Below are 13,805 nucleotides of genomic sequence, written 5' to 3' on the forward strand. Positions count from 1 at the left end.
AATTGCTTTGAATGTAAATCTTTTTTGCTCTCCTTTATAGATTTAAGGATATCTTCAATTCCTATAAATTCAGGAAAACTTAGGTTTAACTTTTTCGCCCCTGCTCGTCTGCCCCTTGCTCCCCTGCCTCTTCGGTCAAGAATTACATATTGCCAAACGATGAATGAGATTGATGTTGATGACTCCAAATTCAGGACAACTGAGATTTTTCAGAACTCGTGAACATGATTTTAGGGTTTGACTGCTGTTATCGACAATTTGTACTACTAAATATATATTCACTCATAAATGTTTATTTAAAAATATCTCTTATGGAGGATTTACCTTTTTCAGAACTCACTCTAATTGAGCCTTTTAGGGCATTTTTCCAGATAAAATCAAAAATTGATAGAACTCAAACATCATATCTGGTTTTATTTCCGGAAAATTACGAAAAATTGCAGAGATTTTTGTTTTTTTATACTTAAATGCAAAGTGCTGCTTATTCTTATCAGTGTTTAATCTTTTATATCCCCCGGATTGTATCGGTGGGGATATTCTGATTACTGTGTTCTGTGTTCTGCGTTCTTCTTAACAGCGCCTTAATCTCTCAACAGTACCTGTTGTTTCTTGGTTAAACACATCGCGATGCCTTTCTCGTAGTAAGCTGCTTCGTTAATGAAAACTGGATAGACTGTTGATTCTCCTTCATAAGCAATCTCCTTACCATCAAAGGTTAGGAAAATCGGCTCACCTGGATTGAGAGGCTCATAGTCCCTAAACTGAAGCTGTTGGTGAATCATCGCCTGAATCTCACCCTTCTCATTTCTGGGATAGTCGAGGGTTCCCACATATTCATACAAGGTGAGTGTGCTGTGAGTCTGTGGAACTAAACCTTTGTTGTATCCTTCTATGTAGTCCAACATGACATAAACCAGTTTCTCCGTTTTCGCAAACAAGTCTGCATTCAAGACACCCTGAGCCACAGGACCCACTTCAATGACAAAACCCAATTCGCATAGGGATCTCAGAAGGGCGCTCTCTTGGTTCGGTTGTGTCCAAGAAACCTTTATCAAGGGATTCATCGAGGTCAGATACGCAGCTAATTGCAAACTGAAGGGATGCTGGTTCTCCAGCATAATACTCAACCCCATGTTTGCAGTTGTAGTATGCAAATCCAAAATCACATCCACTTGGGATTTGCCTTTCGGTCCCAGTATTTGGTGGATGGCTTTTGCCCTCATCTGTTCATAGCCACAAAGCGTTGGGTCGAGCAGGTCTTGACTTTTGAAGCAACGATTCAAGTCGTTGTCAATGTAGCGCCTATTTTCCTCAAAGGCTTTGGGATTGCCTAATAACGTCAAAGTTTCAAAGCTAGGTCGCTCAATCAAATAAGGAAACTGGTTAAATTTTTTAATCAGGTATACCCCTGTGAACTCATTTCCGTGGGTTCCACCAACGATCGCAACCCGATTGATTTGGTTCATATGATAACTCCTTATTAAATCCCCTCAAGGCAATTGATGGGAATTTCCTACACCCCACACCCTTTTTAAAAGATTTAGTTTGAACCTCTATTTTTGAGCTTTCGGCGTTTTGAGAACATGATCAATTAATGCTTTCGCCCACTCGATTCCTTTCTCTTTGCTTTTGTGCCAGTCACTACCAAGGCAGGGATAGCCATACCGTACTGCTTTATTTGTGCCATACACGATGAAAAACCATTCACCATGTTTTTTATGGTAGTTGTAGAAAATTTTGTATTTTCGGTGGGTAATAAAAGTGTCACCGTAAGGTGAAACGTTTTCACTAAGTTCTTTCATAATTCCTCTTGAGTTGCTGTTTTCAATCGCACCTGCCTGTAAACTGATTTAGCCAAGTGACACAAAGGCAGCATAACGTCTCTAGGCAAATTTGTACAAATATGGTTCTATTGTCATCTCAAAAGAAGCTTGCAGTAATGTTAAGGAAAAAACTCTCTAGTTTATTCTCAAACTCAATACTTGATGTTAGTGTATTTCAGACTTTACCCTTGTTAGCAGGCGTATCGTTTTCACCTAAAGGATGAATTAAGCTTAACTTTGCAGTACAAAAGGTATTAATTAAAGTTAAGTTTGTAAGTAATCATGTATACAAATCAAATTTTTACTTAAATAATTACGGCAAATCAGGCTGTTTACTGAAAATTAAGTACAAGTTAAGATTAAATTAAAGTTAAAAATAAATAGCTCAGTATGCTCAAATTCTCTGCCAAGAAGAGGTAGTGTTACGTTTCGTGTCACCAGAGGCAAAAGTTGTACTAAGTATGGATTTTATGGCACGATCCCTCCCTGATATATTAATACAGTTGGTGATAAGACCAAAACCATTATCAGGATGGCAATGTAGAAACCTTGCATCCGAAAGTTCTACACCTGTGGAATAAGACAGCACATTCCTGCCATGCGATCGTTTGTATCGGGATAGGCTGCGCTGACGCTATCATCAACAATCCTTAACAGCAACCGTATTGCCTTATATATCACCTTTCAAATCTCTAAAAGGTTATTTTTACCAAAAATTTTGGTAAAATATGGCTTGATGATAAATCTAAGTAAGTATTAAATATTTTTAGTTATAAATATTACTTCAGTTAAGGATTGATTAAATATATTTCACAAAAAATTATTTATTAGGGGTGACTTATGAGCCAGCCAGATCAGGGAGACAAAGACAGCTTTTTCTACCCTCATAGTCGTTATTACGGTCAAGTTAAGCCAGAAAACCTCTTGTTTAACGCCAATCTGCAAGAGTTTGCTCAAAAAGTTGGCTACATCACCAATTTAGAAACTTCTGGAAAAATCTCTCCTGAACAAGCCTATGAGCAAATTAAGGCGCTCTGGAAACAGTTAAAACGCAGTAAAAAGGAACTAGGGATTGGCGATGAGCCGCCAAACGAACTAGAGCCACCACCGGATGCAACTAAAGCTTAATCAGAGTCCAACAGGAGTACTTCAAACTCTTTTGGGGTTAGCGACACCACTATACTTTCAGAATCATTTTTAGAATCTACTCGAATCAGCCAGCGATCGCTAGACTGACCGCTAGAGAGTAGTTCTCGACCACAAATAACTCCAACTTTTCCAGCTACGTATGCTGGACGAAGAATTAGAACTTTGTCTCCTACTTTGGGGTCAATAGCGCTCCTCAACCAAAACTTTCAAGAATGAAACTACGTAAGTGAAATCCGAGGTAATTTATAACCTGCTCTTAATCTTAATCAAAAACGGGTCTATTTTCTCATACATGCATTTAAAATGGACTCAAAAGCTTTGTCCTTGTCCTTTGAACAGGACTTTCGCTAACAAGAAGTGGAAATTTATTTCCTAGCTTTGTCAATGCAGGTGCATGATATTGATATCATACCCAACGAACCAAGACCAATGCAGATTACTCAGTGTCTCCACACAGCCATTCTTGTCACTAACCTAGAACGCGCCGAACATTTCTATGGAAAGGTGCTAGGATTGCCGAAAATACAACGCTCCCTGAAATACCCTGGCGCTTGGTATCAAGTTGGAAACTATCAAATTCACCTGATAGCCGCTGGGGGAGTTCCTACCGAAGACCAAAACGAAAAATGGGGACGCAACCCCCACATCGCCTTCTGCGTTGCGGACTTAGACACAGCCAAACAACAACTCCTAGATCATAATTGCCTTATTCAACCCAGCGCCTCCGGACGCCCAGCCCTCTTCACCAAAGACCCAGATGGCAATGTTATAGAACTGAGTCAGCAATGAGAAGCGCAGATGAGGGAGTGAGGGAGTGAGGGAGTGAGTGAGGGAGTGAGGGAGTGAGGGAGATGAGGGGGATGAGGGGGATGAGGGGGATGAGGGGGATGAGGGGGATGAGGGAGAACTAATGACCAATGACTCATGACTCATGACTAATGACTAATGACTAATGACTCATGACTAATGACTCATGACTAAATGAAAATCTTCGCCTACACCTACAGCGATCCCCTACTAGAACCCACTCCTGACCCCACAACTTGGGAATGGGAGTTAGACGGTATTTACCAAGACTTAGGCAAACGCTCTCAACTACAAAAATTATTCAACGACTGTAAAACCGAACCACCAAATTGTCTCCTCATCCGCCGCTTAGAAGAATTGGGCGATACTCTAGACGAAGTAAGTTCGCGCCTTGCAGAACTCGAAGTCATGGGAATAACACTCATTGCTGTTGAGCAAGACTACAATTCTTCCCAAGACAGTCCCAACCTCCGCGCCGAATTGCTGAAATTACTGTACGAAATTCAGCATCAACAACGTAGCCGCCGCATCCGCCAAGGACATGCTCGCAACCGTTTGGATGCTGCACCACCACCTGGTAAAGCCCCCTACGGCTACCGTCGAGGCAAAGGAAAATATATCATCGATCGCACGACTTCCCCAGTCGTCAAAGATTTTTTTGAACACTTCCTACTCTATGGTTCTCTGCGAGGATCTGTACGTCACCTAGCGAAAAAATACGGCAAGAAAATCTCTGTCACCACCGGGCGTCGTTGGTTGACAAATCCGGTTTATCGCGGTGATACAGCTTATCAAAACCGAGAAATCATTTCCAATACTCATGCTCCTATTATTACCAGGGAAGAAGCTGCCCAAGTTGATAGACTGTTGCGGCGCAACAGCCGTTTACCACCTCGGACTGCTAGCGCACCGCGTTCTCTGGCTGGGTTGGTTGTCTGTAACGAGTGCCAATCTCACATGAGTGTCATTCGTGTGACTATACGTAATCAACACAAAGAGTATCTTTATTTACGTCCTATTAGCTGCCCCAAACACCCCAAGTGTCGCGCCCTTCCCTACCAAGAAGTTTTGGAACAGACAATCCAAACGGTTTGCCGTGACTTACCCCTTGCTGTGGCGCTTATGAATTTCCCTCAGTTGGATGCAGTCAAAAATAGCTTAAATGAAGCTATTTCCCGCCAGCAAGAGGTACTCAATCAGTTACCCTCTTTGTTGGAAACTGGAGTGTTGGATGTGGAAACAGCAAAGTTAAGAGCATATAAAATCCGCACAGAAATGTCTGCACTCCAAGCAAAACTAGCAACTTTACCACCAGTTAACTTGCGTTCTGTTGCCCAAGCTGTTTCGATTCCGCAATTTTGGTTAGACTTGTCTGAAGCAGAGCGACGATTTTACTTTCGAGAATTTATTCGACAAATTGAGATTATTCGTCAGGATAAAGAGTGGGAATTGCGAGTTATTTTTATTTTTTAAATTTTTAAAACAAACTTGAAGGACAGGCTTTAACTCAATATGTAACCAGGGTTAGCTGCTGACTTGAAGAAACTACCTTTTTGAGTGGTGATATCAAATTTGGTACTTACTATAGCGCAACTCAATTGAATGAAGTACAGATTTATCTGTTTTATCTGTTTCATCTGTTTCATCTGTTTCATCTGTGGTTCATTATTTCTTTGTGTTCCTTACAAGGGTTGCAAATCGCTATAATCCATACCACACGGTGGCTGCGCTACCCCTCGTTTATAAGGAGAGGGGTAGAGGTAAAGTTTCGCGGATACGATAAGTAAACAAATAGATTTCATATGACTTATCTAATTTTTTGATTTTTGATATTAAGGCTTGTATAAAATACAAAAACCTGTAAATTTATTAAGTGTAAACACTGATGAAAAACATGGTTCATGAGTTATACTTAATTTTTCTCTGCACCCTTTGTTTCTAGGTTTTTCTTTTTGTGTAAAAATCTGCTTTTTAAGATTGGTGCAAGATGTCAGTTATCAGGAGATGGCAATGGTAAATAATGAAATAAATATCGCGGCTACTTTAGTTTCCCGAAATTTTTGGGCAAAATATTTTTTCATCACTTATCAATACTTAAAGAAACGGCTAGAAAATCCGGAATGGTTTTTGATGGTTATAATGAGTCGATTTAAGGCTGTGCCGCTTTTGAAAAGCTTCTTTGTTCAACCCCAGAGAATTGAAATAAATCAGGCAACGCATTCTTTATTTGATATTGAAGTAGATGATGTCGTTGAATCTTTGAAAAAAGATAGTTTTTCCCTTGGGCTGAAGTTGCCGCAAAGCATTTTACAAGAAATACTACAATTTGCGAGCAGTACAGATTGTTATGGTGATGGTGAACACCACCTTGGGTTTTATTACACTGAAAAAGAAAAAGCAGAATCTAAGTGTGGGAGAACTTTTAAACGTGGTGACTATTTCAATAGTAATTTGCTTTGTCCAGCTATCAAAAAACTTGCAAATGACCCAAAGTTATTGGAGATAGCCACTAAATATTTAGGCGGTACTCCCGTGCATACCGGAAGTCGTCTTTGGTGGTTGTTTTCGCTCAAGGAACAAGAGCAGTACCTTCTTTTAGAGAAAATGAGGTTTCTTTCATTACAAGGAAGTAGCAGAGAAGGTGCTTATTTTTTTCATTACGACCTTGATGACTATCAATTTTTAAAATTTTTCTTTTACCTGACAGATACAGATGTATATAGCGGTGCTCACGTTTGTGTTCGTGGTAGCCACAAAAAGAAGAAGCTTGCTCATCTGCTGTCATTTTTTAGACGAAGTTCCGATGAGGAGATTGTTGACTATTATGGTGCTGAAAATGTAGTACCTATCTGCGGAGATGCTGGTTTTGGATTCGCAGAAGATACTTTTTGTTTTCATAAGGCAATGATACCAACTCGTAAAGACCGTTTGATGTTACAAATACAATTTGCTCGAAAGAATTATGGAAACCATAACGATTTAGTAGACCCATCAGTACTAAAAAGATGTTTATAGCTTTATCACAAGAGCTACCATTTCCCGTAATGGGATAAACACTATATTCCTCTACTGATTTTTGTCATAGGACACAGGTTGTCTACCCGCGTTACCCAAATTCATAACTTGGCTGAGTAAATCGAAGCAAAAGGGTGCATCTATAAAAATAGCAAGACCACGCTCGCTATCAAATGCCCTTTCAATTATCTCCAAAAATATTTTAATAAGTCATAGTTTTAGCAGTTTTATAAAAAAAAGATTATAAACTAAAGAAAAAATAGGAAAAATCTATTAAAAAATATTATTTATTTACGAGGAAATGTAAGTTAATTTAAAATCAAGGGATGATTTAAGAACATTCCTAGTTACAAGTGGCAACATTTGAGACTCCAGAGCGTCTGGAGTTTAATCGAACCAGCTAGCACAACAAATATCCACCGAATATGCAAGAAGGAAGCTTTATTTGGGGTCGTCTAGAAAAACAGTATCGGACAATTGATAAATGGATTGATTGGGTATGGGTAATAGTGCTGCTTTTGGCAGCAGTTTTACTCTTTACCATAAATCTGGGAGAATTACCGCTGCGAGATTGGGATGAAGGTACTGTGGCACAAGTTGCACGTGAAATATGGCGTGCGCCGGCTGGTTCAATGCATTGGCTTTACCCGACGCTAGGAGGTGAACCATATTACAATAAGCCACCGCTGATACACTTGCTGATTGCTTGGGCTTACTCTTTAGGGGGAGTGCATGAGTGGACAACACGCTTACCCGGAGCAATGCTCACAGCTATTTGTGTGCCTTTACTGTATTACATTGGACGAGAAATATTTCGCCAACGTTGGGCAGCAATTTACAGCTCGTTGATTTACCTGACAATGCTACCAGTGGTGCGTCATGGGCGGTTAGCAATGTTGGATGGAGCAGCGGTCTGTTTTTTCATGGTTATGATATTGTGTTTGTTGCGATCGCGCCGCAATTTACGCTACTGCCTTGGTGTTGGCATCGGTTTTGGGTTGATTTGCCTGACTAAGGGGATATTGGGCTTATTGTTGGGGGCGATCGCCCTTATTTTTGTGTTTTGGGACACACCGCGACTCCTTACCAGTCGCTATATGTGGACAGGAATGCTGCTTGGCATTACACCTGTTACTTTTTGGTATGGTGCTCAGTGGATCCACTATGGCTTTACCTTTACCAAAATCGGCATGATGGATCAATCGGTTAGCCGTGTTTGGAATTCAGTTGAGGGCAATTCCGGACCAGTATGGTATTATCTGCTGGAGATTCTCAAATACACATGGCCCTGGCTGATTTTTTTGCCGTCAGGAATGCGCCTGTGTTGGGAAAATCGCAACCTCAGTTGGGCAAAACTGGTGCTGGTGTGGTGTTTGGTTTATCTGGTTGCTATTTCCTTAATGGGAACAAAACTTCCTTGGTATGTATTCCCAATTTACCCAGGCATAGCCTTAGCTTGTGGTGCCAAGGTTGCAGAAATCGAAAAAATGCCTTTACTGTCATCTTATCCTCGCCCTTTGGTAGTATCTTTGGCATTCCTATCTATAGTGGCAACTGCTGGAAGCATTTACTACACTTTAGCAAGTACAGCAAAATCTGACTTACAACTGATTTTTGCAGCAGTAGCGACGACAATGGCAATAGCGGCTGTTTTGGCACAGCGAGGTGACGGGCAATTCCTCAAGGTTCTATTATGGGGTAGTTATGTTTCGCTACTGCTGTTGATGAAATCTCATTACTGGGTTTGGGAACTCAACGAAGCTTATCCAGTCAAACCAGTTGCACAGATGATCCACCGGGCAAACCCAACAGTAACCAAGATTTACACGTCTTTTGACTACCATCGTCCGTCGTTGGATTTTTATAGCGATCGCACCATTGTTCCCGCTTCTTTGACTCAACTACGGCATTCTTGGCTATCTGACGGACAACCGTACTTCCTGCTTAATGAACCTGCACTGAAAAACCTTAACCTGGAGTCGGTGAAGTTAGTTGACCATGCTTCGGGTTGGTTACTGATTACAAAAAATACTAAGTAATTCAAGACGCAGAAGGGATCAGTTAGTAGTTAGTGGTTAGGTAAACAACCAACAACTAATCACTAACAATTCCCAATTCCTAACGTTGCTTCTCTATTTTTGGCAAGCTTGGATAATCGTCGTAATCTGTAGCTTGTTGGCTTATACCAATCATACTTAAGACAATAGCACCTCCTACAACCAGAGCCACTACAGGGCGCTTGAGGATGACGAAATCCCGTATAATCCTAGCTAAAGGTCGGCTTTGACGACGGAGCGCCGACGATATTATTATCTGTTTGTAGGTTACCGGATCGCGGACGTAATGACCGCTTTGACAAACGACTAACCTTTCCTGACAATACGGACAGGTAAACAACCCAATGCACGTCTTTACTGGCTTTGGTGTGGCATTTTTTTGGCAAATTGGGCAAGTCACATAATGATTATCAAAGGTGTGTGTATTCATCTACCTCGTCCGCCTAGTCCACTTACTTGCTCTATCTCAATAGCTACAGAGAATTTCCAAAGAGGGCACCCATCTAGATTACCGGTGTAGAATCACCGATATCGAAGGACCCAAGCCCCTAAATTATATTTATGGGGATGAAGCCCGACGGGAAAGGTAGCCCGTAAGACTTATCCATAAACTCCCGTTACCGGGAAACCCCTTTCGGGTAAAGTTAGCAAGCGCCAAAGTTCAAGAGCGGTACTTTCCTACATACACTGCTTTATTCTCCGTAAGGCTGTTTAATATGTGAGGTTTCAGAGCTACAAACTGGCAAGCATTCGTAGGTGAGACTTTAACACTCCTCTTGAACGTAGTCCAGTTAAGGACTTAGGCGGGTCAGGTAGCGCGAAACGCAGACCCCATGCCTAAAGGCATTGGGTTGCTTTTCAACTAGAGAACCCTGACGCATACAGTGTTCATGTTTAGACAGGCAACAGCCTGTGCTACAAGCATGGCTCAATGGTTGCAACACGAGTATAGCTAGATTTTTGTGAGAATGACCAAGAAAGGATAAAGGATGAATGACTCCATACTTCAGTATATAGTTCATACCACCTACCGGGAATTCACCCTCAGGGCGTATATACACTTTTGCCTTGGGTTCATATTTCATCATCACCTCCGACAAGCTGACGAACGGGCGTCTACACTCTTTAACCTTCAATGGGCTCCTCGCTACTCTAGATGACTGCTGCTCATGACCATTAACCATCAATTCTTTCCCATTTAAGCATTGTCCCTACAAAAATTGTGAGCAATGGGAATATTTTTACCAAAGCTTTGTAAAGCTAGCATATCCAATGCACTTGTCTGGTTGCTAAATGATCACTCACAATGAAATGTAAGACATAAAAATTTAAATTTTTTATTAGATTTACTCCTCCACTCAATGACGCTTGTGCCTGCAACTCAACTGAGGAAGGTGTTGGAACAACCTGCTTTTAGCACTCCTTCCGCCCGTTTGACCCATCTGCTTAACCGTTTTCAACCATCGCCAGAAACCGTTGTGCTGCTTTTAGCCGTCCTTATAGGCGGTGGCAGTGGAATGGGTGTGGTTACCTTTCACTATTTAATCCAGCTAATTCACCACCTGATGCTGGAAAATTTTATGGGTGCGATTGGTGCTTGGGGCGCTTGGACTCTAGCCTGTGTGCCCATCCTTGGTGGATTAATCGTCGGGCTGATGCGCTGGCGCACCCAAGACTTTGGTCCAGAACTTTCATCTCTAATCGCTGCTTCTCAAGGAGGAGAGATCAAGCGACCACTACGACCAGTTACCAAGATGCTGGCAGCATCAGTGTCTTTAGGGAGTGGTGCTTCTTTGGGACCAGAGGGACCAAGTGTAGAAATTGGCGCAAATTTTGGTACACTACTGTCTGTTGTTTTACAAGTCTCTCAAGAACGACGGCGGTTACTTTTAGCTGCTGGTGCTGCTGCTGGTTTGGCTGCTGGATTTAATGCCCCCATCGCTGGAGTTTTCTTTGCCTTAGAGGTGGTGTTAGGCGCTACATCCTTTGCCACTTCTGCGGTGAGTGTCGTGCTGCTAGCAGCGGTCGTCGCGGCATTAATTGCTCAAATTGGTTTGGGCGCACAACCTGCCTTTGCCTTACCCGTTTACCAAGTCCGCAGTCCTCTGGAATTACCGCTTTATGTCGGCTTGGGTTTGGGAGCAAGTTTAGTGTCTCTGGCTTATACTCAACTGATTCGTTTAGCGAAAGCCTGCTTTAAAGGGCAGATACCTTATTTACAATGGTTAGGTCAAATACCAGAGCCTATTCATCCAATTATTGGCGGAACTATCGTTGGCATTGTTGCTTTATTCTTCCCCCAAATTTTGGGCATTGGTTATGAAACTGTAGAAGCGATGCTTCAAGATGTGAAGTTTTCTTTACACTTGTTGCTTGTGCTGCTCTTCGTGAAGCTATTTATGACTGCTATCAGTGCTGGTAGTGGTTTTGTTGGTGGTGTATTTGCACCAGCCATGTTTTTAGGTGCTTCTTTTGGAGCAGCATATGCAAAAATCTTGGCGGGCGTAGCACCTGCAATCACAGAGTTTATGGCAGCACCTCCAGCTTACGCTACGGTGGGAATGGCAGCAGTTTTAGCTGCAAGTGTTAGAGCTCCATTAACAGCAATTTTGTTGCTATTTGAATTAACACGGGACTACCGCATTGTTTTGCCGTTAATGGCAGCGGTGGGTTTGAGTGTTTGGCTCATAGAACGAATCAAGCCAACTTCTAACTCTAATTCAAACCTACAGCAAATCGGTCTTTCTGAGTTGAAAGACGAACAAGCTGAAATTTTGCAGCAAATTTTAGTAGAAGATGCCATGTACTCTACTCCGAAAAAGCTGCCAGCAACCATGAAGGTGATAGAAGCAGCTTTGGAAATGACAGCAAATCTTTGCCGCAGTGCTTTAGTTATTGATGAAGCCGGACGATTAATCGGTATCGTTTCTTTAGAAGATATCAACCGCGCCCTTTCTCTTAGAGAAAAATACCCAAATTCGTCAAGTGAAATCCAGACTAATATACCCAATCAAACACTGATGGACGTTTGTACCAGTGATATTCTTTATGCATTTCAAGATGAACCTTTAGCTGAGGCTTTAGATCGCATGGCACTTAGAGGTTTGCATCAGTTACCAGTGGTCGCCCGAGACAACCAAGAACATATTTTAGGTTTACTAGAAAAGGAGCAAATTGCCTTAACCTGCAACGTAGCTGTGACGCGCAGGGCAATTCGCCACTATTTACCAATGGACTTCTTGCCAAAGTCATCTATCCACAAGGAAAGTAGTCAGAACTCAGAACTCAAAATTCAGAATTGAGAATTTTTCCTGTGTTCTGGGTTCTGTGTTCTTCCCTCGAAGCAATAAGGTTGATTGCACTCTTGTTTAATGGCTTGCAAAACAGGTGTAAGCATGAGTCAATAGCCAGCAGTCAAAAGTCATTAGTCAATAACCAAAGCAGTCTCATGACTCATAACTAATGACTAATGACTCATGACTAATGACTTTCTACACAGCAGCTTCCACTAGCTCGGCATCTTCTCTCTCGTCTGAGTCTATTTGTCTCAAACGAATGTGCTTTTTGCCTAAAGTAATGATAAACTCATCTCCTGGTTTGAGGTTCATTTGTTTGGTATAGGCTGAACCTATCAGTAAGTTACCATTTGACTGCACGCTAATTCTATAGCTTGCACTGCGTCCACCCCGCCCATTTGCACTAGGAGCGCTGTCTAACTGAATGCCCTCAGCATCAATGAGAGCATTTAAGAATTTCATCATGTTGACGCGCTCTATACCGTTTTTGGTTACGGTGTAGTAGCCACACTGTTTGGCTTTTTCTTCTTTGCTTAGGTTTTCTAGCTCTTTGACTTTTTTGAGCAGATCTTCACCGACTAGGGGTTCAATTTTTTTCAGTTTAGCCATCAACTTAATTCAAAAACGAATGGTCGAATACAATGAATCGATTTTATTTTAGCTGAGGTTATGCAAGTGCGAACGCCATCATTTATTTTTTATCTGGTGTTATTGCCAAGTATATTACACCCAGAGAGCAGAATTTTGACTCGGATTAGCAATATTGCCAATAGAATATATCTTAAAGAAGATAGGCAATGGTGATAACTATAGTTTGTAACGAATATGAATGACCAAAAAAAGGATGAATGATAAAGGATGATGCATGAAGTAAGAGAAAACAAGTCCTCAATGGAACCGTGGAGAAAATCAAACAGCGCAGTCAGATGAATTTGAACCCCTCAAATTCATCCGGCTGGGTACTTCATACTTGACAGTTCTGCTTGGTAGTGACTGGTACACTTTATTTGTTTAAGTTTCATAAAGCATACCTAAAAACGTTACCTAGTTGCTGAATTTGATCATTGGCACACAAAATGATAAGCAAAACTGATCCTTATTCATTAGTCATTTGTGAACCAGCGCAGCCAAGGAGTGTTTCCAACTGTCACGGCGACTGGCATACCCAAAGGGTCATTTGTCATTACAAAAGACAAAGCGGGAGCAAAATGAAACTAACAACTAGAGGACACTACAGTGTGAAAGCGTTGCTCGATTTAAGTTTACAGCCAGAGTACGGTCCTGTGTCTACCAAGGCAATAGCCTCTCGTCAAGATATTCCAGCTCCTTACCTAGAAAAACTGCTAATAGAAATGCGTCGTGCTGGGTTAGTCAAATCAATTCGCGGTAGCATCGGCGGATATCAGCTGGCACGAAAACCTGCAGAAATCTCTCTAGGAGAAATATTAGAAGCAGTTGGAGAAAGTATTGAACCTTTACCCCATCACCAAGCTTCCCCAACACAAGCAGAAGATTGGGTAACATTTAGCCTTTGGCAGAGGCTGCACCAAAAACTTAAAGAAGCTTTATACAGTATTACCTTGGCAGACCTTTATTACGACGCTCGTAGTTGGCAAGCTTCTCTTGGGGAAGAAGCAAGTTTTATTGTTTAGTCATTA

13 protein-coding genes are annotated in these 13,805 nt (G+C 41.6%); 7 read left to right on the forward strand and 6 right to left on the reverse strand.

The genetic code is table 11. The annotated features are described in order from the left end of the window. Positions 1-581: 581 nt before the first annotated feature. Positions 582-1,466, reverse strand: coding sequence for an aspartoacylase (locus ACM0OZ_RS17360; protein WP_414584072.1), 885 nt, complete (start codon positions 1,464-1,466; stop codon positions 582-584). Between the two features lie 87 nt (positions 1,467-1,553). Further along, positions 1,554-1,802: a hypothetical protein gene (locus ACM0OZ_RS17365; protein ID WP_414584073.1), complete on the reverse strand. Its 249-nt coding sequence runs from the start codon at positions 1,800-1,802 to the stop codon at positions 1,554-1,556. 861 nt (positions 1,803-2,663) lie between these two features. On the opposite strand from ACM0OZ_RS17365, the gene ACM0OZ_RS17370 reads away from it, so the two are divergent. Then, positions 2,664-2,951: a hypothetical protein gene (locus ACM0OZ_RS17370; RefSeq protein ID WP_414584074.1), complete on the forward strand. Its 288-nt coding sequence runs from the start codon at positions 2,664-2,666 to the stop codon at positions 2,949-2,951. On the opposite strand, the gene ACM0OZ_RS17375 is transcribed toward ACM0OZ_RS17370, so the two are convergent. After that, positions 2,948-3,169, reverse strand: coding sequence for a hypothetical protein (locus tag ACM0OZ_RS17375; protein ID WP_073634785.1), 222 nt, complete (start codon positions 3,167-3,169; stop codon positions 2,948-2,950). The two genes, ACM0OZ_RS17370 and ACM0OZ_RS17375, sit on opposite strands and share 4 nt — an antisense overlap. 232 nt (positions 3,170-3,401) lie before the next feature. Between ACM0OZ_RS17375 and ACM0OZ_RS17380 the strand changes: the two genes are divergently transcribed. Further along, positions 3,402-3,761, forward strand: coding sequence for a VOC family protein (locus ACM0OZ_RS17380; RefSeq protein WP_414584118.1), 360 nt, complete (start codon positions 3,402-3,404; stop codon positions 3,759-3,761). Here ACM0OZ_RS17380 and ACM0OZ_RS17385 read toward each other — a convergent pair. Further along, complete coding sequence (locus tag ACM0OZ_RS17385) at positions 3,663-3,905, reverse strand: hypothetical protein (RefSeq protein WP_414584075.1); 243 nt, start codon at positions 3,903-3,905, stop codon at positions 3,663-3,665. The two genes, ACM0OZ_RS17380 and ACM0OZ_RS17385, sit on opposite strands and share 99 nt — an antisense overlap. 48 nt (positions 3,906-3,953) lie before the next feature. On the opposite strand from ACM0OZ_RS17385, the gene ACM0OZ_RS17390 reads away from it, so the two are divergent. The 3 genes from ACM0OZ_RS17390 to ACM0OZ_RS17400 all read left to right on the forward strand — a co-directional run bounded on the left by ACM0OZ_RS17390 (position 3,954) and on the right by ACM0OZ_RS17400 (position 8,833). Then, the gene (locus ACM0OZ_RS17390) at positions 3,954-5,252 is read left to right on the forward strand and encodes a recombinase family protein (RefSeq protein ID WP_414584076.1); all 1,299 of its coding nucleotides are present in this window, start codon (positions 3,954-3,956) and stop codon (positions 5,250-5,252) included. A gap of 537 nt (positions 5,253-5,789) precedes the next feature. Then, positions 5,790-6,794 (forward strand): hypothetical protein, encoded by a 1,005-nt coding sequence (locus ACM0OZ_RS17395; protein WP_414584077.1) that lies wholly within the window; start codon positions 5,790-5,792, stop codon positions 6,792-6,794. A 425-nt stretch (positions 6,795-7,219) separates the two neighbouring features. Continuing rightward, positions 7,220-8,833 carry an ArnT family glycosyltransferase gene (locus ACM0OZ_RS17400; protein ID WP_414584078.1) on the forward strand — a complete coding sequence of 538 codons (1,614 nt, stop codon included), beginning with the start codon at positions 7,220-7,222 and terminating at the stop codon, positions 8,831-8,833. 79 nt (positions 8,834-8,912) lie between these two features. Here ACM0OZ_RS17400 and ACM0OZ_RS17405 read toward each other — a convergent pair whose 3' ends face one another. Next, entirely contained in the window at positions 8,913-9,281 is a 369-nt protein-coding gene (locus ACM0OZ_RS17405; RefSeq protein ID WP_414584079.1) for a hypothetical protein, read from the reverse strand. 931 nt (positions 9,282-10,212) lie between these two features. Between ACM0OZ_RS17405 and ACM0OZ_RS17410 the strand changes: the two genes are divergently transcribed. Beyond that, the gene (locus tag ACM0OZ_RS17410; protein WP_414584080.1) at positions 10,213-12,153 is read left to right on the forward strand and encodes a chloride channel protein; all 1,941 of its coding nucleotides are present in this window, start codon (positions 10,213-10,215) and stop codon (positions 12,151-12,153) included. A gap of 189 nt (positions 12,154-12,342) precedes the next feature. Here ACM0OZ_RS17410 and ACM0OZ_RS17415 read toward each other — a convergent pair whose 3' ends face one another. Further along, positions 12,343-12,756, reverse strand: coding sequence for an AbrB family transcriptional regulator (locus tag ACM0OZ_RS17415; RefSeq protein WP_414584081.1), 414 nt, complete (start codon positions 12,754-12,756; stop codon positions 12,343-12,345). Between the two features lie 599 nt (positions 12,757-13,355). Between ACM0OZ_RS17415 and ACM0OZ_RS17420 the strand changes: the two genes are divergently transcribed. Beyond that, entirely contained in the window at positions 13,356-13,799 is a 444-nt protein-coding gene (locus ACM0OZ_RS17420) for an Rrf2 family transcriptional regulator (RefSeq protein WP_096562815.1), read from the forward strand. Positions 13,800-13,805 lie beyond the last annotated feature (6 nt).

The sequence above is a fragment of the Scytonema sp. PCC 10023 genome (genome assembly GCF_963920835.1).
Taxonomy (GTDB): Bacteria; Cyanobacteriota; Cyanobacteriia; order Cyanobacteriales; family Nostocaceae; genus Kalymmatonema.